The organism is Halomicrobium katesii DSM 19301 (assembly GCF_000379085.1).
In the GTDB taxonomy this organism is placed as follows: domain Archaea; phylum Halobacteriota; class Halobacteria; order Halobacteriales; family Haloarculaceae; genus Halomicrobium; species Halomicrobium katesii.
Map to the genome: position 1 here is coordinate 453625 of NZ_KB905378.1, position 24353 is coordinate 477977.

The following is a 24353-nucleotide window of genomic DNA, read 5'->3' on the forward strand; positions in this document are numbered from 1 at the left end:
TAAAATACTAATTATTACGCTGTAAGGGAACTAGTCATAACAGAAACTAATAACTTAGAATAAGATATTAGTATATGAGCGTCGTTAGCATCTCGATGCCGGAGGCGTTACTCGAACGCATCGACGAGTTCGCCGACGAACACGGGTACAGCGGTCGGAGCGAGGTCGTACGCGAAGGCACACGCACACTGCTCGAAGAGTTTCAGGGGCGAAATATCGACGGGCAAAAGCACACGTGTACGGTGATGGTGGTCTTCGAGTACTGTCAACCCGCGGTTCAACAACGTCTCACGGGAGTCCGTCACGAGTACGATGCTATCGTCTCCGCGACCACCCATGCACACGTCCGGGAGCAGTACTGTATGGAGCTGTACGTCCTGGAGGGAACGACGGAGGCACTATCCGGATTCGTCAACACCGTTCGGGCAGTACCAGATGTCCGAGCGGTGAATTACTCGATCGCGTCATTCGGCAGAGATCCCATTGGTCAGCACATCGAGTAGCGAGTACGGCTTAGTGCTCCACAAGGAGCATCAGTTTGACTCGACTCACCGCATCGAAATCGCGCAATCGATACGTGAGGTCTCGGACGCGTGGTGCAGGCCCGCTGCAGAAGAGCGTCTCGAGACACCACTCTCCTTCGTGAATATGATTCGTGGTCGTGATGACGTCCTGAAACTGGTGTTGCACGGTGTGGATGTCTTCGATGACTGCTTCGTGTTCGTAATCGAACGCGATGATGACGACGACGTCGCCTTCGATATCCTCCAATCTACTGTGGGCCTCGATGTACTCCTGCATCGCCTCGCGGACGCCGCGCGAACGCGAATCCAATCCCTCTGCCTGCCACGTTTCATCAAACTCGGAAAGGAGGTCGTCGGGGATGTTGAAGCTCGTGCGCATCGTGTGTTAATCAGAATTTGATGCATATGAGTTCCTAGTAATTGTGGTTTCCAGATTATGATTTTCTTCGGGATTTATATATCACGACCTATGGAACCCGAAATCGATGCACACGCCAGATAGCTTCTTACACCCGTGGATGGCAGGCGCGTTCATCATGCTCACCGGCGCAGTATTGGCCGTCGCCGCAATGCGAGCACGTGACTGGGTGACCGAGTATCGGATTCAGCTGTTCGCTATCGTCGCGGCAGCGGTGTTCGCCGCGCAGATGCTCAACTGGCCGATCCCTGGCGGGACAAGTACGCACTTCGTCGGCGGTGCGTTCGCCGCGATCGTACTCGGCCCTCTCTTGGGGACACTCGCCGTCGCTCTCGTTGTTGCCGTTCAGGCGCTCGTCTTCGGGACGACGGCGCGCTTGCACTCGGAGGGGCGTGTTTAGACGCTAGTAAGAGCGGCTAAATGTCTAACTTACTAGGGAGTGAAGCGGGAAGAGGAGTTTGTGTCCAGCAAACTCGCCCGCTTCACTGATCGGGTTGTCTCGCTTGCTCAAAAAGCCGTCGTCGGCGAACCAGATCCAGCGTACGAAGAAGGAGAAAACGGCTACGCAGATTGGGTGATCGTGGCGATTCACGGCCTCCGCGAGTATCTTGATCACACGTATCGACGGTTGCTGGACGTGCTCCACGAGATGCATGGAATTGTCGCTAAACTCGACCTAGCGGTGGCTGATCTGCCTGATTTCACGACCGTGTGTACGCGCAAGCAGGATCTGGAAATGCGTATTTGGCGCGTCTTGCTGCGGCTGTCGGCGGAGTTGCACGACCTCGGTGATGTTCAGGCAATCGACGCAACCGGCATGGATCGGATTGCTGCCAGCCAACACTACGCAAAACGGACGAACTATACGTTCGAGGCGGTGAAAACGACCCTTCTGAGTGACTGCAAGACTGGTGCGATCCTCGATATACATTGCTCGATGAAACAACCGCACGATTCCAAGGTCGGCTGGCAGATGGTCAAACGTAATCTCGACAAACTGAATATTCTCACCGCCGACAAAGGCTACGACTGGTGGTTACTTCGCCAAAGACTGCGTGCAGAAGGCGTTAAACCGGTGATCAAGCACCGCGAATTCGGCTGGCACGGCATCGCCAACAATTTCTTGCAAGATGATACGATCTACCATCAACGCTCGAACGCCGAATCCACGTTTTTCGCGCTGCGACGCAAATACGGCGAGATCGTTCGGGCTCGAACCTGGTTCGGTCAGTTCCGCGAACTCGTTCTGAAATGTGCTGTCAGAAACATCGAACTCAGCGTCAGCCACTCATGACCGTGAAATCACGCGTCTAAACAAGGCCCTGAGTTGCAGACACGGAAAGCCCTCGGCCCGCTGGCCCGATCTGTGGCGGATATTCTCCCACCGGTCGAATAGTGCCGCCGCAGATCGGGCTACCGAGCCTCGCCCTTTCATCCGCCAGGAGAGCACACTCTCCTGAGCCTGTGCTCACCCCGTTTGCACAGACGCCAGGATTCGGCTGCCTCACAGTCTGAACCCTGGTGGATGAAAGGGCGAGTGCTGCGTGACGGCGGAGCCGTCACGTTATAGCCGGCCGGTGGAACCGGCCGGCCCTTGCGGGAACCCCGACGAAGGTGAGCCGAACGAAGAGAGGCGAACGTCGAGAGAGCTTGCTCTCTCGGAACAAGCACGCGAAGCGCGCGCAGCGAGTTCTTCGCGAACGAAGTGAGCGAAGGCCAGCGAGAGCCTGTGGCTCTCGCGAGGCACGGGACCGCAACTGCACGAGGGCTTTCCGTGCCTGAATGACGTTACTCTCTATCTCTTATCTGAACACCGCCCTCAGCGCTCCCAGCGGAAGCGGCCGTCTTCGAGCACGGCTTCGCCGTCGATCAGCAGTCGGCCGTCCTCGCGGAGGTCGGTGATGAGGTCGACGTGGATCGCGCTGTCGTTACCGCCGTCGGGAACGCAGGCGTCGTAGGCCCGGCCGAGCGCGAGGTGGACGGTCCCGCCCATCTTCTCGTCGAAGAGGATGTTGTCCGTGATCCGGTCGATCCCGCGGTTCATCCCGATCCCGAGCTCGCCCAGTCGGCGAGCGCCCGCGTCGGTTGCCAGCAGTTCGCCGATCGTCGACTCGCCCTGAGCGGCGCTGTAGTCGACGACCTCGCCGTCCTCGAAGACGAGCCGTACGTCTCGCACGCGCGCCCCGTCGACGGTCATGGGCACGTCGAAGGTGACCGTTCCCTCGGTGGCGGTCGGTGCGGTGAACACCTCGCCGGAGGGGAGGTTGTGCGAGTCGTAGGCCACGGAGGCCGCGGAGTTGACGGCCACGCGGTCGGCGATCGACATCGTGAGGTCCGTCCCCTCGCCCAGGAGGCGGACCTCGCTGCCCTCGTCCAGCAGCGTCTTGAGCTGGCTCATCTCCTCGGCAAGCGACTCCCAGTCTCGCAGCGTCGCGTCGTAGACGAAGTCACGGTAAGCCTCGGAGGAGAGGCCGGCCTGCTGGGCCATCGCGCGGGTCGGGTGCTGGGTGGAGACCCAGTCGGTGTCCATCCGGGCCGCTCTGATCTCGGTGCGAGCCCGGCGGTAGGACTGCCGGCGGTCCCCCGATACGTCGCTGGCCGCGGCGGTGTTGCGCGATCCGCCCAGCGAGAGGACGCTGTCGGCCCGCTCGTAGAGCGCGCGCTCGAACTCGGGGTCGGCGTCGAAGTCGCCGTCGTGGGCCCGGAGGTAGGCTCGCGTCATCTCGTCGGAGCCGTAAGTCGCGAGCAGGTTCGCTCCGCGCTCGCCCAGCGCCGCCGCGACGGCCACCCCCAGGTCGTGCGCGCCCTCGTCGACCCGGACGATCACGTCGTCGCCCGCTTCGATCCGTGCGCTCCAGTCGACCAGTACGTCGGCGTGTTCCCGAACTCGGTCGTCCATATCCCGGCATCAGTTGGCGTCGATAAAACGCTACTGCCACGGCGCGGCCGCGAGAGCGGGTTCGAAGCGGTGAGCCGCTTACTCGCCGTCCACGGCTGCGGGCTCGCCCGTCTCGGCGCTCTCGTAGAGGGCGTCGATGACGGCCATGTTGTCGACCGTCTCCGTCCGGTCGACGGGCGGCGTCTCGTCGGCCGCGACGGCGTCGGCGAAGCTCTCGACCTGGCGGCGGTAGTGGTCGACGCCGTCGATGGTCTCGGTGTGTCGCTGGCCGTCGACCTGATAGGTGAGCGATACCGACTGGTCGGGGGCCACGTCGAATGCTTCGGGGACGTGGAGCCAGCCGTCGGCCGTCATGATCCGGTACTCGTGGGTCATCGGCGTGTCGAAGCTGCTGGTGATCTGCGCCGTCACGCCGTCGTCGTAGGTCAGCAGGCCCGAGAGCTGGGAGTCGACGCCGGTGTCGTAGGTGTCGGCGGCGTGAGCGAACGCGCGGTTCGGCTCGCCCAGCACGTTCCGGACCGCGCTGACGGCGTAGCAGCCGATGTCCATGAGCGAACCGCCGTCCAGTGCCGGATCGAGCCGGATGTCGTCGGTCCGGTCGCCCAGTCCGAAGGTAAAGGTCGCCTCGACGTGGCGCACCGCGCCGAGTTCCTCGCGGACGATCTCGCGGGCGCGCTCGGTGCGAGGATGGAAGTGGTACATGAACGCCTCCATCAGCGTGACGCCCTGCCGGTCGCAGTAGTCGAAGAGCGCGCGGGCCTGCTCGGCGTCGGGTGTCAGGGGCTTCTCACAGAGGACGTGCAGTCCGTGATCGGCAGCGCGGCGTGTCCACTCCGCGTGGAGGCTGTTTGGCAGCGGGTTGTACACGGCGTCGATCCCCTCGTCGTCCAGCAGCGCCTCGTAGCTGCCGTACGACCGATCGATGTCGAGTTCGTCGGCGATCGACCGGGCGCGCTCGGCGTCGCGTGAAGCGATCGCGCCGACGGCGTGTTCGCTGGCCTGGATCGCCGGGATCACGTCTTCGCGGCCGATCGCCGCCGTACTGAGAACTCCGAATTCCATACGTGAGAGTGCGATCGGGACGGGCATAAACGCTGAGTTCCGCGGCGACCCGGACGATCCCCGTCAGTGGCCCTCTATTGTGATAGTAGGTAGCACTACACACACATTTGGTTAGTCACCCCGCCTATCAAAACAAAAAACGCGGCACGTGGAGTTAAGAGCCGAACTTCTGGTACGTATGAGTATGGATCTGAAGGTAAAGTTGGTCGTGCTGATGTTGGCGATCTCGCTGTTGCCGCTTGGCAGTGTCGGAGCCCTGGCGACACAGAACATGGGGTCGCTCAATCAGGACGCCCAGGATCGGAGCGCACAGGAGTTGCGCGGGGCGATGACCGACGACCTGAACAACAGCGTACGGGCGCGGCAGTCGTCGCTACAGAACCAGTTCGACCAGCGGGAGGTCGACATGCGCTCGCTCGCCCAGTCGGGCGCGATGGACAACTATCAGGCCGCTCGACAGGGGAAGATGCAACTCGTCCAGGAGGCCAGCCAGCGACAGGTCGGCTACACGGCCCTGGAGATGCGCAACGCCATCGAGAGCACGACCCAGACCGTACTCGATACCGAGTACGACGGGCGCGAGTGGGAGGAGCTGTCCCCCCGCGAGCAGCGCGCGGTCAAGCAGCGCGTCGAGCGGATCATCGCCGGCACTGCCGGCGACGGGACGACCGCCGACGGGACGATGAACGAGACGTTCCAGCCCGGCTACATCGGCGAGACCGGCTACGCCTACGTGACCGACCTTGACTCGAACGTCGTGATCCACCACCGTCTGGAAGACGGGCACAACTTCGCCGACGACTCCGGCGAGAGCCTGACCGTCTTCGACGACATCGAAGCGAACATCGAGTCGACGCCCGCGCTGCGCAACGGCGAGACGTGGGGTGTCGCCGAGTACGAGTGGGAGGACACGACACAGGACGGCAACCCCACGGAGACCCAGCTGGTCGCCTACACCTACTACGAGCCCTTCGACTGGATCGTCGCTCCCAGCGTGTACTACTACGAACTCCAGGAGCGAGCCGTCGCCGACAGCGAGGCGCGGCTGGCAGACTCCTTCGAGCGGTACCTCGAAACCCGGACTGTCAGCGTCGACCGGGAACAGCGCTACGCCTACGACGAGATCATCTTCGTCGACAAGCGGGGCCGAGAGGTAATCAGTGCCACTCGCGAAGGCGAACGGGCGGTGACCGAGCGCGACGGTTCGGGGTGGCACGCCGACAAGAGCTGGTTCACCAGTGCCGGTGCCGTCGCCAACGGCGAAGTCGCGTTCAACCGAATCGAGAGCGAGAACGGCAGTCAGCGGATGTACGTCTCGACGCCGGTGTACCAGGACGGACGGTTCCGGGGCGTCGTCGTGGCCCAGTTCAACTACTCGATCGTCACGGAGATCACGAACGGCGTGTCGGTCGGCGAGACGGGCTATCTCTACGTCGTCAACGACCGCGGCGAGATGGTGAGCCACCCCAACGAGACGAAGGTGACACAGCGTGTCGACGTGGCCGGGGGTGAGTACGGCGAGGCACTCGGCAACATCACCACCGAACAGATGCTGGCCGCCCGGTCGGGCATGGCCACGCACACGCGAACGGTCGGGGGCGAAGAGACGACCCGATACGTCGTGTACGCGCCCCTGCAGGTCGGAGACAGGCAGTTCTCGCTCGTCGGCACCGTTCCCGAGAGCGACATCGAGGGGCCGATCACGGCGCTGGGAGACGCGCTCCAGCAACGCACCGACGACGCCCGCAACCTCATCCTGTTGCTGTCGGGCATCGCGGCGCTGGTCGTCGTCGCCGCGGGCTACGCCGTCGCGCGTTACGTCGCCAGTCCGATCGAACAGATGCGCGACCGGGCCACGGAGATGGCACAGGGGCGGTTCGACGGCGAACTCGACGTGGACGACCGCGACGACGAGATCGGGGAGATGGTCGAGGCCTTCGAGGAGATGGAGGCGAACCTGACCCGTCAGATAACGGAGATCGAGGCCGTGTCGGCGTCGCTCAGCGAGGGCGAGATCGACGACGACCTCCACACGGACCTGCCGGGCTCGTTCGGCGACATCATGACGGACCTCCAGGACGGCATGACGCAGCTGCGGACGAGCTTCGCCCAGATCAGCCGGGCCAGTGAGAACGTCCGGACCGGCAAGCTCGACCAGGAGATCGACAGCGACCTCCCCGGAGAGTACGGCGCGGTGATGGACGAACTCGACGCGGGACTCCAGCAGCTCTCCGAGAGCTTCGACCGGCTCCGGACGGCGAGTACGGCACTCAGCGAGCGCCGGCTCGACGAGGACCTCGGTACCGACCTGCCCGGCGCGTACGGCGACGTGATGACCAACATCGACGCGGGCCTCGACGCCGTCGAGGAGAGCATCGCGCGGGTGCAGTCGATCGCACGGGAGGTGAGTTCGGCCACTGACGACGCCGCGGACAGCGCACAGGAGGTCGAGCGGGCCAGCCAGGAGGTCGCCGAGTCCGTGCAAGAGATCTCTCACGGCGCGGACCGCCAGTCCGAACAGCTCCAGGAGGCCGCCGCGGAGATGAACGACATGTCTGCGACGGTCGAGGAGGTCGCCTCCTCCGCGGTCGACGTGGCCAACACGTCAGAACGCGCCGCGGACCGCGCCGAGGCCGGGAGCGAGCGGGCGAGCGAGGCCTCCCGCGAGATCGAGGGGATCGAAGCGGAGACCGAGCAGGCGGTCGAGCAGGTCGCGGCGCTCGAATCCGAGATCGACGAGATCAGCGAGATCGTGAGTATGATCACCGACATCGCCGAGCAGACGAACATGCTGGCGCTGAACGCCTCTATCGAGGCTGCTCGGGCCGGTGAGGCCGGCGAGGGCTTCGCCGTTGTCGCCGACGAGATCAAGGGGCTGGCCGGCGAAGCCGCCGCGGCGACAGAGGAGATCGACGGTCTCATCACCGAGCTACAGGCGACGACCGGGGAGACCGTCGACGACATCGAGTCGATGCGCGACCGCGTCGAGAGCGGTGCCGACACGATCGAGGACGCGATCGCCATGTTCGACGAGATCGCCGAGAGCGCAACCGAGGCCGAGCACGGCGTCCGAGAGATCAGCGAGGCGACCGACGACCAGGCCGCCTCGACCGAGGAGGTCGTCGCGATGGTCGACGAGGTCAGCAGCGTCAGCCAGCAGGCCGCGGCCGAGGCGACAAGCGTCTCCTCGGCGGCGGAGGAACAGGCCGCATCGGTCAACAACATCTCCCAGAACGTCCGCTCCGTCGCCGACATGGCCGACGATCTCGAGGCGCTGGTCGACGCCTTCGAGGTCCAGCAGTCCGCGGCCGACGGCGACGCGAGCGCAGCGGGAGCCAGCGCCGACGGCGGCTGGTCGCCCGACGACGGCGCGGAGTAACGCCACGGAGCCGTCAGGACGCCGTCCACGGCGCGCACCGCGGACACGGGTAGCTTTTTTCGCAGGGCCTCCGAACGTCGGTCAATGACGGAGTCGTTCGACATCGTCTCGCCCGAGCAGATTCGCTCGGGTCGGGCGACCGACGCCTACTTCGACCGGACGATCGAGGCACTGGACCACGCCGGCAAGAACCCACACGTCGTCGCGGAGGTGACCGCAGACCAGTTCCCGACCGGCGAGTGGGAGCTGCTCGCGGGGCTGAGAGACGCGGCCCACCTCTTCGAGGGACGAGGCGTCGACGTGGACGCGATTCCGGAGGGGCGGCTGTTCGACGGCGGCCCTGTCGCACGGATCGAGGGGCCGTACCGAGAGTTCTGTCGGCTGGAGACGGCCCTTCTCGGCTTTCTCTCTCACGCGACCGGCGTCGCTACGCGAGCGCTGGAGGCCCGCCGTGCGGCCCCCGACTCGCAGGTCCTCTCCTTTGGCTCTCGGCACGTCCACCCCTCGATCGGCGCGATGGTCGAGCGGTCGGCGCTGCTCGCCGGCCTCGACGGCATCTCGAACGTCGCCGCCGGCGAGGTGCTGGGCCGGGCGGCCGGCGGGACGATGCCCCACGCGCTGGTGATCTGCTTCGGTCGCGGCAATCAGGAAGACGCCTGGCGGGCTTTCGACGAGGCCGTCGACGCCGACGTGCCCCGGATCACGCTGTGTGACACCTACAGCGACGAGGTCGACGAGTCGCTGCGGGCGGCCGCGGCGATCGAGGACTTAGAGAGCGTCCGCATCGACACGACCGGCTCCCGGCGTGGGGACTTCGAGCACATCCTGAAAGAGGTGCGCTGGACGCTGGACGCTCACGGCCACGAGGACGTGGGAATCTTCGCCAGCGGCGGTCTGGGACCGACGGAGCTGGCGCGGCTGTCCGGCGTCGTCGAGGGGTTCGGCGTCGGCGGGTACGTCAGCAACGCCGATCCGGTCGACTTCGCGCTGGACATCGTCGAGGTAGAGGGCGAGCCGGCCGCCAAGCGCGGGAAGCTCACGGGCACGAAGCAGGTGTACCGGACGCCCGACGGCGGCCACCACGTGGGGCTGGCCGACCGCGACGGCCCGGCTGGCGGGGCGGCACTGCTCGAACCGCTCGTGCGCGACGGGACCGTCGTCCGCGAGTTCGATCTGGACGCCGCCGCCCAGCGGGCGGCCGACGACGCCGACGCCGTCGGGTTCGAGCCCGTCGACGGCGGGACGAAGGCTTAATCACGCCCACCGGCTAGGTTCCGGTGGCAGAGGGAGACCGGCTTCCGTGAGCGCACACCGTGCGCGCATGAGGAAAGTCCCCCCACCCGCTGGGCGGGTGACCGGGCGCAAGCCCGGGGCGGGAGACCGTCGGCGCTGGAACAGAAACGAGACCCCTCCACCCGACCGATGAGGCGTGCGAACCCGGACCGACGCGGCGCGAGCCGATAAGGAATGGGGAGTTGACCCGCCGAGGGCCGGGCCGTTCCGCGAGGAACGGCCAACGGGCGAGCGGCAGACGCCGCTGGCCCGCCGCGTCGCGCTTTCCGGCGCGACGCAGACGGTGGAGAACGGATGGAACGGCGAATCCTCACCGGTGCAAGTCCGTGCCGACAGGTAGCCCGGCACCGCGCGAACGCGCTGGGCACGGACGCTGAGCCGAATGCCGAGAGAACAGAAGGGGGCTTACTCCCCTCAGCCACGAACTCGCCAGCGACGCCACCGGCCGCCGATCTGTTAGCCAGGTGTCTTATCTGCGAGCGGCATGTTACTACGAGACATGAAAGGGCTGCTCAACGAGTCGACGGCGACGGTCCACAAGTATGAGCCACAGCGTGACCGCGGCGTCACCGAGTGCGGTGCGACGACGACGGCCACCCACGATCAGATGCGGGTGCTACCGGTCGAACGGGCCATAGACGAGCGAGACGCGAGCAAGTGCGGTCGCTGCTTCGGCGACGGCGGCGGCTACTGACGGTGTGGGCGACCGAGTGTCCGGACGGGCGTGTCGTCGGAACCGAACGCGGACCGCCAGTACGTTCAAGACAGTCCAGACTAGAGGGCCGGTGTGGACAGACAGGCACTCGACGAAGCGCTGGCCGATCGCTACGACGCCGACGAGCGGAGCCGGCGGATCGTCTCGCGACAGGCCCAGGATCTCGCGGACTCGTGTCGGATCGCGCGGGACCTGGGCTATCCGCTCTCCGTCGAGGACGTGCTGGCGAACCTCGACGACGCGCCCGAGGAGCACACGCTCGTCGAGCGGTGGAACTGGTGGCTCGGGGCACTGGACCTCTCGCACGGCGGCTACGAACGGTTCCGCGTCCGCCCGGACGTTGCCGGGCTCGATCAATCCGAGTGAGACGCCGATCCACCGTCGGTCGGCGTCGCTCGTCGATTCGGCGTCGAAAAAAGCGGTATCGCTGCCAGCGACCTCAGAATACCGAGAGGCCGTGTGCTTCTCGCGCGTGTTCGAGAAGCGCGTCCGTGCTATCGAACTGCTCGCCACAGCTGCACGTGTGATACGTCGGCGTCGTGGTCGACTGGCGTGTCGCCATACCTACCCAATAGGGCGTATCCATAATGAATGTTTGTGGAGAATGTGTAACATACGCACGGGTGGCGCTACGTCGACACGCGCCGCTCGCCCGCCCAGTCACTCTGTCAGACGGTTGTAGTCGTCGGCCGTCAGCTCGATCGTCGAAGCGGCGACGTTCTGTTCGAGGTGGTCGACGCTCGACGTGCCGGGAATCGGAAGCGTCACGTCGGAGTGGGCCAGCAGCCACGCCAGTGCGATCTGGTACGGCGTCGCATCGTGTGCCTGGGCCACGTCCTCGACGACCGACCGCTTCTCGCCGAGGTCGCCGGCCCCGAGCGGGAACCACGGGACGAAACCGACGCCCTTCTGCTCGCAGGCTTCGAGGACCGCCTCGTCCTCGCGGTTGGCGACGTTGTACTCGTTTTGGACCGTCGCGATCTCGACGATCTCCTCTGCGAGTTCGAGTTGCTCGACGGTGACGTTCGAGAGCCCGACGTGGTCGATCATACGGAAAGTTGTAGGTCTTTACCAGATCGACCGCACGCTGTCGTGCGGTCGATCTGGTAAACGCCTACAACCGTCCGTATGAGCGTTCGTCTCACGACACCCATATTGTGGCCCCGAAGCGCGCGAACGCAACACGAACCACCGCGGAGAACTCGGCCGTACCGCTCGACAGTCAGTCGGCCGGGTTCACGTACGCGTCGAAGCGGTAGAACCGGTCGTCGTACTTCAGGTAGACACCGCTCTCGAACCGGGAGCGCTGGCGCTCGGGGTCGGCGTCCAGCAGGTCGTGGCGCTCCAGGGCCCGGAGCAGGCCGCGGTACTCCTCGGACAGCGGCGTCGTCTCTTCGTACTCGCCCGCGGAGGCCCGCTGGAACAGCCGCCGCTGCTCGTCCGGGAACTGTTCGTCGACGCGAACGTCGACCAGCGCGCCGTCGAGGGCCCGCTCGAAGGCCGCCTCTGTGTCGGCGATCTCGATCGCCATCGCCGTGTAGACCGGTTCTTCGAGGCGTCGGCGAGTGACCGACACCGCCAGGATCGTGTCGTGGACCGAGACGTACCGGTGGTCCGGGTCGGGAGCCAGCTCGCTCTCGCTGTCGTCGAGGAACCGGTAGACGTAGCCCCCCTCCTCGGCGATGTCGTGGGGGTAGCCGCCGCCGTGCTCGCGAGCGCGGGCGACCACGTACGCCGGGAAGACGGCGCGGGCGTCGATCGGCGGGAGGTCCTCGCGCTCGATCGCCGCGGGCGGATCGTCGAGTTCGTCGCGCCGGCCGCTCCACTCCAGTCGCAGGACCGACCGCTCGACCTCGCGCAGGTCGGTCGGCGTCGAGTGGAGTTCGTAGTAGGTGCCCTCGTGTTCCACGTAGGTCTGCTCGTCGGGGACCAGATCGTAGCCGACAGTGGTGTATCGCTCGCCGTCGACGACCGCGTCGTAGAGGCGGCGTTGCTCGGCCGCCCAGGGCGCGTCGCCGTCGTCGGGCGACCAGCCGACCCTGTCGAGCAGCGTCTCACCGATCTCGTCGACCGAGAGCGTGTAGGACAGCTGTGGAGCGTCGACGGTCGATTCGAGCGCGCCACAGCCGGCCAGCGAACCGACGCCAGCGAGACCGACGGCTGTCAGGAGGGACCGGCGGGACCAATGGGACATACGCGAGCCTGGCACGCCGACCGGCAAATGCGTTGTGACCGATCTCGGCCGGAGAATCTGGGCGTCCGAGTCGCGCTGCTCGCACGCCGGAGTGCGCCACCCTTAATTCGCCGAGGCACCCACTCTGGGGCAATGACTGTCATCGAGGGCGTTCACGAGGATCGCGGCGCGACGTTCCGGACGGTGGGCGGGAACCGCGTCGTCGCCAACTACGGTCGCCCCGAACGAGTCCACCGGGCGGTCCGGCAGGTCGTCGGCGTGATCGAGATGGGGTACGGCGTCGTCACGGTCAGCGGCGACGACCGGGTCGACTTCGTCGACAACGCCGTCTCGAACCGCGTCCCGACCGCCGACGGCGACGGGGTCTACTCGCTGCTGCTCGACCCGCAGGGCCACGTCGAGACCGAACTCTACGTCTACAACGCGGGCGAGCGACTGCTGCTTTTCGTCCCGCCGGCCCGCGCCGATCCCCTCGTCGAGGACTGGCGCGAGAAGACGTTCATCCAGGACGTGACGATCGCCGACGCGACCGACGAGTTCGCGGTCTTCGGGGTCCACGGCCCCAAGGCGACGGAGAAGATCGCGAGCGTGCTCAACAAGACCGCGACGCCCGAGACGCCCCTCTCGTTCGTCCGCGGGTCGATGGTCGACGCCGGAGTGACCGTCGTTCGCAGCGACGGGCTGGTCGGCGAGGAGGGGTTCGAGGTCGTCTGCAGCGCCGACGTTGCCCGCGACGTGTACGACACCCTGGAGAACCGCGGTCTCAACGCCGCTCCCTTCGGCTACGACACGTGGGACGCGCTGACCCTGGAGGCGGGGACGCCGCTGTTCGACACCGAGATCGAGGGCCAGATTCCGAACGTCGTCGGCCTCGCGAACGGCGTCGACTTCGAGAAGGGCTGTTTCGTCGGCCAGGAGGTCGTCTCGCGCGTCCACAACCGCGGCCGACCCTCGAAGCGACTCGTCGGCCTCACCTGTGGTGCCGTCCCCGAGTCGGGGGCCGCGGTCTTCGTCGACGACGCCAGCGTCGGCGCGGTGACGCGAGCCGTCGAAAGCCCGACCCGCGAGGAACCGATCGCCCTCGCACGGGTCGACTACGAACTCCCCGACGGGACGCTGTCGGTCCGGGTCGACGGCGGCGAAGTGGACGCCGAGCTGGCCGCCCTGCCCTTCGTCACCGGCTCGGACGAGTCCGCGCGGCTCCCGCGGTACGAGAGATAGGATAGGACCAGCGGACGACCGACTGGAGAGAGGAGATCAGTACGACTCGGTTTCGAGGGCAGAGACCCGCTCGAAGTGTTCGTCTCGCGTGACGAGCGACGCCCCGTTGTGTCGGCAGACGCCAGCGACGAGCGTGTCGCCGAGATTGATTCGCTCCCCGGCATCGAGGAGTTCGGCTTCGATCAGAGCGGCCTCTCTCGTCACTGGTTCGGACAACGGGAGCGGTTCGAGCCAGTCGAGCGCGGACGCAACGCGCTCGATCCCGTCGACACCGTCGGTTCGAGCGGCCCCGCGATACACCTCGAAGAGCGCCAGCGACGGCGCGAAGAGGGGCTTGTCTTCGTGGGCTTCGAGGTACGCCCCGGCAGCGTCGACGCCGTCGAGGTAATCCAGGAGAAAACAGGTGTCGAACGCGATCATCGCTCGGATCGTTCTCGGAGGTCGCCGTCCAGATCGTCACGCGTCGCCGTGACGGCTTCCCGAAAGCCGTCGACGCCGCTCATCGCCCCGAACCCCTTCATCACGTCGCGATCACTCCCGGTGAGACGGTTGATCACGTCGGTAAAACTCTCGTCCTCGCGTTTGTGTTCCCGTAATCGCTCGTACGCTTCGTCCGTGATCGTGAGACTCTTGGTACCCATAGACGTACGTGTGGGTGTACACCCAGTTATATTTTCCGCGCTCGCACGGCTGGGCAGGCGATGAAAACAGCGGCTCTCATACGGACGGTTGTAGGCGTTTACCCAGTCGACCGCACGACGGCGTGCGGTCGATCTGGTAAAGACCTACAACTTTCCGTATCATACGGTTTATTGTAGTTGCTTGCCGGTGATCGTCGCCACGGAGTAGACGATCACCGGTAAATCGCTACAATAATCCGTATCAGTCATGGAGCGCCTTCAGGACCGGGTCAGCAGCGCTTTCAGTTGTTCACGAGAGAACAGCGTCGACGGGCGATCCATGTGGACGCCGATCTCGCCCTCGAAGGCTTTCATGCCCGCCTTCTGGACCGCGCCGGGCAGCGAGTAGCCGGCGCGGACGAGGTGTCCCAGCCGGATGTCGGTCCGGAGGTCGTCGCGCCAGGCCCGCTCGTAGTCGCCCAGCGTCCCCGGCCTGTCGGGATCGATCTCGCGGGCCGCGTGGTCGGCGGCGGTCATGCCATAGAGGATGCCGCCACCGGTGAACGGCTTCGTCTGGGCCGCGGCGTCGCCGATCAGGAACGAGCGGCGGCCGGTCACGCGCTTCGGCGGCCCGATCGGGATGAGCCCCGAGCAGCGCCGGTCCGTGTCGACGCCGTAGTCCGCGGTGAACGCCTCGAAGCGCTCGCTCACGTCGTGGCCCGGCGGCGTCGCCAGCCCGTACTCGACGCCGGCCTCGCCGCGGGGAATGCGCCACGCGAAGAAGCGCGGCACGGAGAGGTGTACGTCGACGAACTGCTGGCGGTCGACCGCCTCGGTGAACCCGAGCACCCCGTGGAGGAGTTCGCCGGGTTCGGGCAGGTCGAGCGCGCGCCGGACGCGAGACTGCGGGCCGTCACACCCCGCGACCATCCGCGCGTCGTGGGTCTCCGTCCCGTCGGGACCGCGGACCTCGACGGTGACGTGGTCGGTGCGTTCGGTCACGTCGAGCACCGTGTGCTCCTCCCGCAGATCGACGCCGGCCTCGCGAGCGCAGTCGGCCAGTCGCCGATCCAGCCCGACGCGGTCGATGACGTTCGAGATCGCCTCGTCCTTGTAGAAACGGTGGGCCTCGCTGTCGGGGCCACCGCGATGGAACCGGGCACCGCGGATCTCGTTTTGAAAGAGGTCGTCGCGGGCGTCGTCGGGGACGAACTCCCAGATGTCGGTGCTGACGTGGCCCGAGCAGGCGAGTGGCTCGCCGACGGTCCCCTGCTCGAATGCGAGCACGTCGTGGCCGGCCTCACTCGCCCGCCGGGCGAACCGCGCGCCCGCCGGCCCGCAGCCAACGACGACGAAATCGTGCATACCGACAGGTCGGCCAGCCGAGACAAATAGCTTGTCAGTTGCCCTTTTACTGGTCCACTCCTGAAGGCCACACATGACAGGCTACCAGCCAGGCGTCTGTAACATCGGTCGGGACGAACGACGCAAGCGACGCGTCGCCGGGATCGCCGGCTTCCTCGGCGCGGCGGCCTACGTCGCGGCGGTGCTGTGGTTCGGACTGCCGGACCGCTACGTGCTCGGCAGCTTCGCCTTCCTCTTTGGCGGCTTCGTCGGCGTCTTCCAGGACTACTTTCGGTTCTGCGTCGCCTTCGGAGCCCTGGGACGGTACGACCTCTCCGGGTCGAGCGACGACGCCGGCAGCGTTGCCGACACCGACGCCGTCGCCCGCGACCGGAAACGCGCGGCCCAGCTCCTCACCTACGCCACCGTCTCGGCGACCGTCCTGACGGCGCTCGTCTACGCCGCCGTCACCGCCCTGTAGCGACGACCGAACGCCTCAAGAGAGTGCCTCGTCTGGGCGGTGTTCAGATAAGAGAGAGTAGCGTGATTCATACGGACGGTTGTAGGCGTTTACCCAGTCGACCGCACGACGGCGTGCGGTCGATCTGGTAAAGACCTACAACTTTCCGTATCAGGCACGGAAAGCCCTCGGCCCGCTATAGTAACAATTGAAATGGTTTACATACCGATCATACTGCTGTCGTGCGATCAGGTGTGCATTGACTTTCAATGGCTACTATAGCCCGATCTGTGGCGGATATTCTCTCTCCGGTCGAATAGTGTCGTCCCAGATCGGGCTACCGAACCTCGCTCTTCCATCCGCCAGGGCCCAGACTGTGGAGCTATCCACGAGCCTGGCGGATGAAAGGGCGAGCGACGCGAGGGCGTTCGGTGTCTGCAACTCATACTGCCGGCTGTAACTGTTTCAAGAGATTCGCGACCACGGAGTCGCGAAATTCTGTACAGACTTACAGCCGACAGTATCAGCCAGCGCGGTCGCTTCTCTGAACACTACCACCTGCGGGGCTCCCCGAACTGACAGCAGCGCTTCTGTTTCGCTTCGCTCGTCCGGACCGTCCGGATCAGACGGAGAACTCGAAGAGGTCGTCGCGCAACCATCTTTTGACTCGTCGGGTCGCTGGCGCGACCGCTCCTCGCAAAACATGGGTGAAAAGGCGGACTCGCTTCGCTCGTCCGTGACCGTCCGGATCAGACGGAGAACTCGAAGAGGTCGTCGCCCACGTGGTGGATCGACTCGACGACTTTCCCGCTGTCGCCGACCATCTCGTCGCCGCTCGCCTTCGCGCGCCCGACGGCGAGGAACTTCCCGTGTGATTCCTCGTTGATCGCGACGAGATCGCCCGCGGCGATGCCGTCGTCGGCCTCGGTGATGCCGGGCCGCATCACGTCTGCGCCGTCAGAGACGAACGAGATCGCGCCGCTGTCGACGGTGACCACGTGGTCTGTCGGCGGGTACGCGTTGAGTCCCTCGACGGTGAGGAACGGCTCGTCGTCGACGTACAGCACGAACGGGTCGCCGTCGACCAGCACCACGTCCCAGTCGCTGTCCTCGAACTCCACTTTCTCGAAGGTGTCGGCGTCCAGTTCCACGCCGAGGTTCGCGGCCACGGCCTCCTCGATGGCGTCGATCTCGTCGGCCCTGAGGTGGTGGCGCGACTTGACGTTCATGCCCGCATCGTCGTGGGGACCGGAGATAAATCGACCGTTCTCCGCCCGCGCCCTCGTCGGGCGGCGCTGTTCTGGCGGCACCGTCCCGGGTCCCGACAGCTGTGCTACAAAAAACCGCTTTGGCGAACAGTTTACTTCGTCGCTCTCGTCGGTCGGGTATGAGCAGGGCAGACGATCTTCGGGACTGTGAGGACTGTCTCGCGCCGGCCGACGCCTTCGCGATCGTCGGCGAGGAGACGCGCCTCTCGATCCTCGAAGCGCTGTGGCGACTCGACGAGCCGGCCGCTTTCTCCGAGATCCGAGCCGAGGTCGGGATGACCGACAGCGCGCAGTTCAACTACCACCTCGGGAAGCTGACCGACCAGTTCGTCCGCAAGACCGACGACGGGTACGAGCTCCGGACCGCGGGCGAGCGGATCGTCCAGGCCATCTTCGCCGGCTCGTTCACCCAGCATCCGGAACGCGAGATCGATATCGACGATCCGTGCGTCCGCTGTGGTGCGACGCTGTCGGCCAACTACGTCGACGAACAGCTGTCGATCACCTGCCCGGCGTGTGGGCACGGCCACGGCGAGTATCCGTTCCCGCCGGGGGGACTCCACGACCGGACCGACGCGGAGATCCTGTCCGCGTTCGACCAGCGCGTGCGCCACCTCCACTGTCTCGCCAAGGACGGCGTCTGTCCGGAGTGTAACGGCCGGATGGCGACGACGATCGGACGCGGCGAGGACTGCTGTCTGGGCGTCTCGGTGCGGGCGACCCACCGCTGTCGGCAGTGTGCCCACGAACTCTGTTCGGCGGTCGGGCTGGGACTCCTCGACCAGTCGCCCGTCGTGAGCTTCTACGAGGACCACGGCGTCGACCTCGCACAGACGCCCTACTGGCGACTCGACTGGTGCGTCGACGACCATCCGGTCACCGTCGTCGAGGACGATCCCTGGCGGCTCCGCGTCGACGTGACCCGCGACGGCGACCGACTCGCCGTCGTCGTCGACGGCGATCTCGAAATCGTCGAGACGCGCCGCGATCCGGCGACGCCCGCCGAGTGACGCCCCGTCCGTCGCTCGCGTGACACGTAGACCAACGCTGAAGGCGATCCCCTCTCACCTCTCTGTCAATGGCCAGTGCCATCCAGCTGTACACGCTCCGTGACATGGACTGTTCCGTCCCCGAACTCCTCGGTCGCGTCGCCGAGGCCGGCTTCGACGGCGTCGAGTACGCATACCGCGTCCCCGAGGCGGATCCCGAGGCCGTCCGGACGGCACTCGACGAGACCGGGCTCGCGGTGCCGGCCGCACACGTCCCCGTCGACGCCCTCGAAGACGATCTGGCGGCGACCGTCGAGCAGTACCGCTCGCTCCGGACCGAACGGCTCGTGGTTCCCTATCTCGACAGCGAGTCGTTCGGCACCGTCGAGCGCATCCGCGAGACGGCCCGCCGCCTCGACGGGCTCGCCGACCGGCTCGCGGATCACGACTACCCGCTCCTGTATCACAACCACGACGCCGAGTTCGCCGAGATCGACGGTCGGACGGCCTTCGACGTGCTCGTCGAGGCGACCGACAGCGTCGCCTTCGAACTCGACGCCGGGCTGGCGACCTACGCCGGTGTCGACGCCGCGGACGTGATCGACCGCCACGCCGACCGGATCGACCTGCTGCACTGCACGGACACGCACGTCGACGCCGCGGAGCCGGCCCACGCCGCCTTCGGCACGGGCGACGTGGACTACGACGCCGTCTTCGACGCCGCCGAACGGGCCGGCATCGAGTGGCGCATCTACGAGAACGGATCACAGGACGATCCCGTCGGCGAACTCGACCACGCGGCCGAGCGCTTCCTGTCCTGATCGCCGTCGAGGGCGACCGCGAGCGGCCGGAGAGTCGAAAAGTATAGACGTGCCGTCGGTGTAGCTGTCGCCGTGTTCTCCGACGGCTTGCTCGCCGCCTGTCGACGGATCGGGACAGGACTGACCGATCGCGTCACACGGGCGCGTGCGAACGCTACCGCCGCCGACTGGCTCCGGTTCGCGCTGCTGGCGACGATCTGCCTCTTGCTGGCGGTCGTCGCGGCCAACGTAGCGACGTCCGCGCCGGCAGACAACACCACTCTCCAGCGCGGGACGGTGACCCAGCCGGCCGACAACACGACGATCGTCAGCGTCCAGGGGTACACCTTCGAGGGCTCGGTCAACGACAAGAAGCCCGCTCGACTGATCGCGGCCGACGAACGCGCGGGCACGGACTGGACCTACCAGAGCCGCCAGGGGTCCGGTGCCTGGTTCTTCGACGTCGATCCGCTCGACGACGGGAACCTGCTCGTCGTCTCGCCTCGCAGCGGCGAGACGCTGATCTACGAGCTGAACCCCGAGACCAGGGAGCGCGTCTGGGAACGGCGCTTCCCCTTCGAAGACACCCACGACGCCGACATGCTCAGCGAGGACGAACTCGTGATCGGCCACATGCGGGCCTGGAACGAGACCAGCGAGGTCAGCAACGACGAGGTGGTGGTCTACAACCTGACGACCGACGAGATCACCTGGCGCTGGCGGCTCCGCGAGCACTTCGACAACGACACCGACGGCGGTATGAACGCCGACTGGAGCCACCTCAACGACGTGGACCAGGTCGGCGAGCATCGCTTGCTCCTGTCGCCGCGCAACTTCGATCAGGCGATCGTCGTCGATCGACGGTCCGGCGAGATCGTCCAGCGACTGGGTCGTGACGACGACTACTCGGTGCTCAACGAACAGCACAACCCCGACTACCTCGTCGGCGAGAACGGGACGCCGACGATGCTGGTCGCCGACAGCGGCAACGATCGGGTCGTCGAGTACGCTCGCCTGAACGGCTCGTGGGAACGGACCTGGGAGGTCGGGACGGGCTCGCTCAAGTGGCCCCGGGACGCCGACCGACTCCCGAACGGCAACACGCTGATCGTCGACAGCCTCAACCACCGCGTGATCGAGGTCACGCCGACCGGCGAGATCGTCTGGGAGTACTACGCCACCTGGGGACCGTACGACGCCGAGCGGCGGGGGACCGGCGACGAGTCCAACGGCCCGACGATCCGCCAGCAAAACGCCACCGGCAGCTACGAACTCTCGGGCAGTGCGGGTCTACGCCCCGGTACCGGCGATAACCTCGACTTCCCGTCCCGGCTCCAGGCGACGTTCTCGGGGACGCTGCTGTCCGGTCCCGCGAACGCCCTCGCACAGCTGTGGGGCCACTACATGCCGTGGTTCCGTCCGGTCTGGCTCTCCTCGTGGGACGCGGCCTTCCTCATTGGAGCGGGCCTGCTCGGGGTGAGCTGGGCCGGCGGCGAAGCGATCGTGCGGCGCAAGCGACTCGTCGGCGGGCTCCGGCGGCGACTCCCGTTCTGAGCGGACCCGCCGGTCGCCCTACTCTTCGCGCTCGACCTGTGCTCCTCGGACGTTCTGCTTGACGCTGTGTAGTCCCTGCTTGGCCTTCTGCTTCGAGGAGTACCCCTGTCCGCCGTCCGCGATGATGTTCCCGTTGTCGTGGACGAGCCGCCAGCGCCACTGGCCGGCGGTGTCCGCGAACAGCTCGAAGGTCGCGTCGCTCCCGCCGTTCTGGCTCTCGTCGTCCTTCGACTGGTCGATCACGTTCGCGCCCGGCGCGTTCGAGCGGACGCTCTCTACCCCCTGCTCTGCTTTCTGGGCCGAGGCGTATCCCTCGCCGCCGTCGGCGATGACGTTGCCGTTGTCGTGGACGAGCCGCCAGCGCCACTCCTCGGCGCTGTCCTCGTACAGCTCGAACGTCGCCTTGCTCGCGGCCGCGTCGGTGTCGACAGCGTCAGCGTCCTCGGTCCAGGCCACCTCGATCTCGAGGCTCAGCTCCTCGCCCTCGCGCTCGACTTCCGCCGCCAGATCGGCTTCTGCCGGTGCCGACACCGTCACCGTCTGTTCCTCGTCGGCCGGTGCGGGCTCGCCCGTGGCGAACCTGCGGGCGAGCCGCCGGAAGTACGACGCGATCCCGTTTCGACTGCGCGTCTCGCTGGACTCGTGGATGGTCTCTTCTGACATGCAATTTGATCGTCACGTGGCAAACACATAGTGGTGGCCCTCTCTTCGACGCCCCCTCGGTGCGTCGCGATCAGACGACGGCCAGCCCGCGGGGGAGCTGTCGATACTCGTCGGGCCAGGCCAGCCCCAGCGCCGACCACGCCCTCCCGTCGTCGCTCGCGAACAGCCCGTGGTTCGTCAGGGCGTAGAACTGTCCGTCGTGGGCGGCCAGCACCGCCCGCGCGAGCCCGTCGGGGTCCGGCAGTCCCGACATCGCCCGCTCCCAGCCGTCGTCGGTCCGCCGATAGACGGAGGACTCGCCCTCCGTGCTGTGTGCATCGCGGGCACCGGTGGCCGCCGACACCACGACGTCGTCTGGGTCCGCGCCGACTGCCAGTCCCCAGACGTAGCGGTGATCGAGTCCCGACTGGGGGAACGACCACGTATCGCCGCGGTCTCGCGACTCGGCGTAGCCGTCGCCGGCCGCCGTGTAGACGCGTTCGGGCGCGTCGGGGTGGGTCCCGAGCGTGTGGTTGTCTCGCCGCGCTCCGTCCGGGTGATCCTCCCAGCTCTCGCCCGCGTCGTCTGTCCGGACGAGCGCGCCCGCTTCGATGGCGACGTAGAGGCGGTCGGGATCGGCCGGGTCGACCGCGATCCAGCGTACGTGGTGGGTCTCGGGTCGCGGCGGGAACGACCACTGCGACGCCGAGGGGAGGGACTGCAACCCGGATCGCTCGCTCCAGGAGTCGCCGCCGTCGGTCGATCGGTACACCCGCGAGGGCTCGGTCCCGGCCCAGATCACGTCGGGATCGTGCAGGCTGACCGTCACGGCAGTCACCCGGTCATCAGTCGAAAGCGCCGTCGTCCAGCTGTCGCCGCCGTCGGTACTGCGGACCAGCCCCGACTCGACGGTCCCGACGAAGACCCGCTCGGGACGGGCTGGAGCGGCCGCGATGCACTCCAGCGAGTCCGCCACCGATCGCTCTCGAACGGTCCAGTCACCGTCCGCGATCACGAGCAGTCGGTCGTCAAGTGCAGCGTAGCAGGTGGTCATATCCTACCTTACGGCCCCACAGACAAACCGCTCTGGGTGTGGCGGAAAATCCGGCACGAGAGTCCTACTTTGCGAGATAGGCAACCATACCTGTGCCCAGCCCCGCGCCGATACTGGTCATGATCACGGTAATCGGTGGTTGATGGAGGACGAGGGTGTTGACAAACCAGAACAGGGTGCAGTAGCCGATGGTCGATAAAAGGAATATAAGCAACGGATTCAATAAAATTTGATTGGGCTCCATAATCGAGTATCGCTGCGATTTGTGTTTAACTTCGGTTAATATACCGGGTCATCATCCTCACAATTATTGTACAACTCGGCACATATTTGTTCAACGGTCCAGTCGGCTCCGCAGCCAGCCTTGCCAACTGTGTCGTTATATAGAACTACAAGACCACAGAATGCCGATACCACGGCGGCTGCCGCAACGCTCGCTGGAGCGGCGATAGGTGTTGAAGCAAGGATTACACCAGTTACGACTCCACAACCGAGAGTACAGATTACGTTTCCAACGCCCTTACAGAATTCACAGACTGAACTTCCCTGTATCTGCACTTCTGATCCAGCAGTTGCCGGGGTTAATAAAGTCTCTTCATCCAGAATGAGTTCGTTTTCGTTATTGAATACTTCGTGTCCCCCAGAACGGACGGCATTTGATTCCCCATCCGAAGCTACCCCTGTTTTTTGGTTTGTGGACTGAAATGTTTGAATTTCCTTGGTGAGGCCGTCTGTATTCAGACTTCTTATGGCTGCGAGTGCCTCAAGTGGATTACCATTATGCACTCTGACCGTCAGATCTCCTTTCATTAATGAGGCGCTACCACGAGATCGCCGTCCTCCGGTTGACCGTCTCTTTGACTTGCCATTCCCTTGAACTTTTAGCGGGAAACTTACAATTTGGAACTCATCAGAAGACGAATCAGGGCGTTCCTGTACGACGCTTTTGATCTCAGCCTCCTCAACTAAAATCTCAATGCGTTCCTCTTCTCGAACTTTTTCAGTCACATGCTTGAAAACATCAGAGGCTAAAACCAGCTTTTGCAAATCGGATTTGGACTTACCTTTGATCTCATCCACAGTAATCTGGGGAGGGTCTCCTGAATAGCCTGCTTGTGTTTTTGATGAAGCGTTCACAGCCCCGGCACCCGCCAAAGCCGTTGTACTAGCCGCGAGCGTCTGAAGTACCTGCCGTCGGTTCTTGTCAGACACCAATCTTAATATTGCACTATACTATCTTAAACATGATTATTAGTATACTAATATATGGATGTTTTATTAGAAATATAAATGTAGTATAATATGACCTTCACAATCCCCATCGCTATATATAATACGAAAATCATTTACCACAGGCAGACGCAGGCCCGGTCGCATGGTACACTGCCCTGAATGCCAGACGCCACTCGAAACGGCCGACGACATCGAGTTCGCCGAGACCGACGCGACGACCGGATTCATCAAAGCCTCCAAGCGGTTCTACACGGCCAACTGCGCCGCCTGCGGGCTGACGATCGGCAGTGGCGTCGCCGGTGCGAAGTCGAACGGAGGTGCGGTCTGATGGCCCACTGTCCCGAGTGCGAGACGACGCTCGACCAGCAAGACGACGTGGAGTTCGTCGACATGGACTCGACGACGGGCTTTTTCACCGCCTCCAAGCGGTTCTACCTCGTCGCCTGTGGCGAGTGTGGGGCCGCAATCGGCAGCGGCGTCGCCGGTGCGATGTGAACCACGGTCGGTCCGCTCGCTGACGGTCGCTTCTCTCTCTGGTGCAAATTCGCGTCTGCCATTCGCTGCTCACTGTCGTTCGCAGCAGAATGGGCCCGGGCGGATTTGAACCGAAGCGAGACTCACTCCGTTCGGTCTCGCAGGGCTCAAACCCGCCCTCGCTGTCACTACGCCGTGCTCACTGTCGTT

The 24353-nt window shown here is 65.2% G+C and carries 26 protein-coding genes, 1 other RNA gene and 2 pseudogenes; 15 read left to right on the plus strand and 14 right to left on the minus strand.

Annotated features, from left to right (window positions below):
• Positions 1-74: 74 nt before the first annotated feature.
• Entirely contained in the window at positions 75-503 is a 429-nt protein-coding gene (locus HALKA_RS0102290; RefSeq protein WP_018256477.1) for a CopG family ribbon-helix-helix protein, read from the plus strand.
• 10 nt (positions 504-513) lie between these two features.
• On the opposite strand, the gene HALKA_RS0102295 is transcribed toward HALKA_RS0102290, so the two are convergent.
• Positions 514-903: a CopG family ribbon-helix-helix protein gene (locus HALKA_RS0102295; protein ID WP_018256478.1), complete on the minus strand. Its 390-nt coding sequence runs from the start codon at positions 901-903 to the stop codon at positions 514-516.
• A 106-nt stretch (positions 904-1009) separates the two neighbouring features.
• Here HALKA_RS0102295 and HALKA_RS18980 point away from each other — a divergent pair.
• Positions 1010-1306, plus strand: a pseudogene (locus HALKA_RS18980) (energy-coupling factor ABC transporter permease); the annotation flags it as partial.
• A 75-nt stretch (positions 1307-1381) separates the two neighbouring features.
• Positions 1382-2236 (plus strand): IS5-like element ISHmu1 family transposase, encoded by an 855-nt coding sequence (locus HALKA_RS0102305; RefSeq protein ID WP_018256479.1) that lies wholly within the window; start codon positions 1382-1384, stop codon positions 2234-2236.
• Positions 2237-2761: 525 nt separating this feature from the next.
• Here the strand turns inward: HALKA_RS0102305 and HALKA_RS0102310 are convergent.
• The gene (locus HALKA_RS0102310) at positions 2762-3841 is read right to left on the minus strand and encodes an aminopeptidase (protein ID WP_018256480.1); all 1080 of its coding nucleotides are present in this window, start codon (positions 3839-3841) and stop codon (positions 2762-2764) included.
• Between the two features lie 78 nt (positions 3842-3919).
• A complete protein-coding gene (locus tag HALKA_RS0102315; protein ID WP_018256481.1) occupies positions 3920-4903 on the minus strand; it encodes a Gfo/Idh/MocA family protein in 984 nt (327 codons plus the stop codon).
• A 184-nt stretch (positions 4904-5087) separates the two neighbouring features.
• On the opposite strand from HALKA_RS0102315, the gene HALKA_RS0102320 reads away from it, so the two are divergent.
• The 5 genes from HALKA_RS0102320 (at position 5088) to HALKA_RS0102335 (ending at position 10656) form a co-directional block, all read left to right on the plus strand.
• Entirely contained in the window at positions 5088-8282 is a 3195-nt protein-coding gene (locus tag HALKA_RS0102320) for a methyl-accepting chemotaxis protein (protein WP_018256482.1), read from the plus strand.
• Positions 8283-8366: 84 nt separating this feature from the next.
• Positions 8367-9536: a nicotinate phosphoribosyltransferase gene (locus HALKA_RS0102325; RefSeq protein ID WP_018256483.1), complete on the plus strand. Its 1170-nt coding sequence runs from the start codon at positions 8367-8369 to the stop codon at positions 9534-9536.
• A 25-nt stretch (positions 9537-9561) separates the two neighbouring features.
• An RNA gene (gene rnpB, locus HALKA_RS19995) (RNase P RNA component) lies at positions 9562-9995 on the plus strand.
• A gap of 64 nt (positions 9996-10059) precedes the next feature.
• On the plus strand, positions 10060-10269 hold the full coding sequence (locus HALKA_RS0102330; RefSeq protein ID WP_211206013.1) for a hypothetical protein: 210 nt from the start codon (positions 10060-10062) through the stop codon (positions 10267-10269).
• A gap of 93 nt (positions 10270-10362) precedes the next feature.
• Positions 10363-10656, plus strand: a complete 294-nt coding sequence (locus HALKA_RS0102335; protein ID WP_018256485.1) for a WNWW family protein — start codon at positions 10363-10365, stop codon at positions 10654-10656.
• A gap of 73 nt (positions 10657-10729) precedes the next feature.
• Here HALKA_RS0102335 and HALKA_RS22085 read toward each other — a convergent pair whose 3' ends face one another.
• From HALKA_RS22085 to HALKA_RS0102350, 3 genes and pseudogenes are all read right to left on the minus strand, one after another.
• Complete coding sequence (locus HALKA_RS22085) at positions 10730-10852, minus strand: hypothetical protein (RefSeq protein ID WP_018256486.1); 123 nt, start codon at positions 10850-10852, stop codon at positions 10730-10732.
• Between the two features lie 98 nt (positions 10853-10950).
• Positions 10951-11340: pseudogene (locus tag HALKA_RS18985) on the minus strand (aldo/keto reductase); the annotation flags it as partial.
• A gap of 172 nt (positions 11341-11512) precedes the next feature.
• Entirely contained in the window at positions 11513-12484 is a 972-nt protein-coding gene (locus HALKA_RS0102350) for a hypothetical protein (RefSeq protein WP_018256488.1), read from the minus strand.
• A gap of 132 nt (positions 12485-12616) precedes the next feature.
• Here HALKA_RS0102350 and ygfZ point away from each other — a divergent pair, with 132 nt between their 5' ends.
• Positions 12617-13705: a CAF17-like 4Fe-4S cluster assembly/insertion protein YgfZ gene (ygfZ, locus tag HALKA_RS0102355; RefSeq protein ID WP_018256489.1), complete on the plus strand. Its 1089-nt coding sequence runs from the start codon at positions 12617-12619 to the stop codon at positions 13703-13705.
• 36 nt (positions 13706-13741) lie between these two features.
• On the opposite strand, the gene HALKA_RS0102360 is transcribed toward ygfZ, so the two are convergent.
• The 3 genes from HALKA_RS0102360 to HALKA_RS0102370 form a co-directional block, all read right to left on the minus strand.
• Entirely contained in the window at positions 13742-14125 is a 384-nt protein-coding gene (locus HALKA_RS0102360) for a type II toxin-antitoxin system VapC family toxin (RefSeq protein ID WP_018256490.1), read from the minus strand.
• Positions 14122-14346, minus strand: coding sequence for an antitoxin VapB family protein (locus HALKA_RS0102365; protein WP_012807798.1), 225 nt, complete (start codon positions 14344-14346; stop codon positions 14122-14124). Before HALKA_RS0102365 ends, HALKA_RS0102360 begins: the two co-directional genes overlap by 4 nt.
• A gap of 258 nt (positions 14347-14604) precedes the next feature.
• The gene (locus tag HALKA_RS0102370) at positions 14605-15690 is read right to left on the minus strand and encodes a geranylgeranyl reductase family protein (RefSeq protein WP_018256491.1); all 1086 of its coding nucleotides are present in this window, start codon (positions 15688-15690) and stop codon (positions 14605-14607) included.
• A gap of 73 nt (positions 15691-15763) precedes the next feature.
• On the opposite strand from HALKA_RS0102370, the gene HALKA_RS0102375 reads away from it, so the two are divergent.
• A complete protein-coding gene (locus tag HALKA_RS0102375; RefSeq protein ID WP_018256492.1) occupies positions 15764-16150 on the plus strand; it encodes a hypothetical protein in 387 nt (128 codons plus the stop codon).
• Positions 16151-16878: 728 nt separating this feature from the next.
• Here the strand turns inward: HALKA_RS0102375 and HALKA_RS0102380 are convergent.
• Positions 16879-17358: an RNA-binding protein gene (locus HALKA_RS0102380; RefSeq protein ID WP_018256493.1), complete on the minus strand. Its 480-nt coding sequence runs from the start codon at positions 17356-17358 to the stop codon at positions 16879-16881.
• A gap of 158 nt (positions 17359-17516) precedes the next feature.
• Between HALKA_RS0102380 and HALKA_RS0102385 the strand changes: the two genes are divergently transcribed.
• The 3 genes from HALKA_RS0102385 (at position 17517) to HALKA_RS0102395 (ending at position 20740) form a co-directional block, all read left to right on the plus strand.
• Complete coding sequence (locus tag HALKA_RS0102385; RefSeq protein ID WP_018256494.1) at positions 17517-18407, plus strand: winged helix-turn-helix domain-containing protein; 891 nt, start codon at positions 17517-17519, stop codon at positions 18405-18407.
• 68 nt (positions 18408-18475) lie between these two features.
• Positions 18476-19207 carry a sugar phosphate isomerase/epimerase family protein gene (locus HALKA_RS0102390; protein ID WP_018256495.1) on the plus strand — a complete coding sequence of 244 codons (732 nt, stop codon included), beginning with the start codon at positions 18476-18478 and terminating at the stop codon, positions 19205-19207.
• 72 nt (positions 19208-19279) lie between these two features.
• Positions 19280-20740, plus strand: coding sequence for an aryl-sulfate sulfotransferase (locus HALKA_RS0102395; RefSeq protein WP_018256496.1), 1461 nt, complete (start codon positions 19280-19282; stop codon positions 20738-20740).
• Between the two features lie 18 nt (positions 20741-20758).
• On the opposite strand, the gene HALKA_RS0102400 is transcribed toward HALKA_RS0102395, so the two are convergent.
• The 4 genes from HALKA_RS0102400 to HALKA_RS20715 all read right to left on the minus strand — a co-directional run bounded on the left by HALKA_RS0102400 (position 20759) and on the right by HALKA_RS20715 (position 23648).
• On the minus strand, positions 20759-21403 hold the full coding sequence (locus HALKA_RS0102400) for an HVO_2922 family protein (protein WP_018256497.1): 645 nt from the start codon (positions 21401-21403) through the stop codon (positions 20759-20761).
• Positions 21404-21473: 70 nt separating this feature from the next.
• On the minus strand, positions 21474-22436 hold the full coding sequence (locus HALKA_RS0102405) for a beta propeller repeat protein (protein WP_018256498.1): 963 nt from the start codon (positions 22434-22436) through the stop codon (positions 21474-21476).
• Positions 22437-22500: 64 nt separating this feature from the next.
• Entirely contained in the window at positions 22501-22680 is a 180-nt protein-coding gene (locus HALKA_RS0102410) for a hypothetical protein (RefSeq protein WP_018256499.1), read from the minus strand.
• A 35-nt stretch (positions 22681-22715) separates the two neighbouring features.
• A complete protein-coding gene (locus tag HALKA_RS20715; RefSeq protein ID WP_155119351.1) occupies positions 22716-23648 on the minus strand; it encodes a hypothetical protein in 933 nt (310 codons plus the stop codon).
• 163 nt (positions 23649-23811) lie between these two features.
• On the opposite strand from HALKA_RS20715, the gene HALKA_RS0102415 reads away from it, so the two are divergent.
• Together HALKA_RS0102415 and HALKA_RS21250 are read left to right on the plus strand one after the other, a co-directional pair.
• Positions 23812-23997 carry a hypothetical protein gene (locus tag HALKA_RS0102415; RefSeq protein ID WP_012807948.1) on the plus strand — a complete coding sequence of 62 codons (186 nt, stop codon included), beginning with the start codon at positions 23812-23814 and terminating at the stop codon, positions 23995-23997.
• Entirely contained in the window at positions 23997-24164 is a 168-nt protein-coding gene (locus HALKA_RS21250) for a hypothetical protein (protein ID WP_018256500.1), read from the plus strand. Before HALKA_RS0102415 ends, HALKA_RS21250 begins: the two co-directional genes overlap by 1 nt.
• Positions 24165-24353 lie beyond the last annotated feature (189 nt).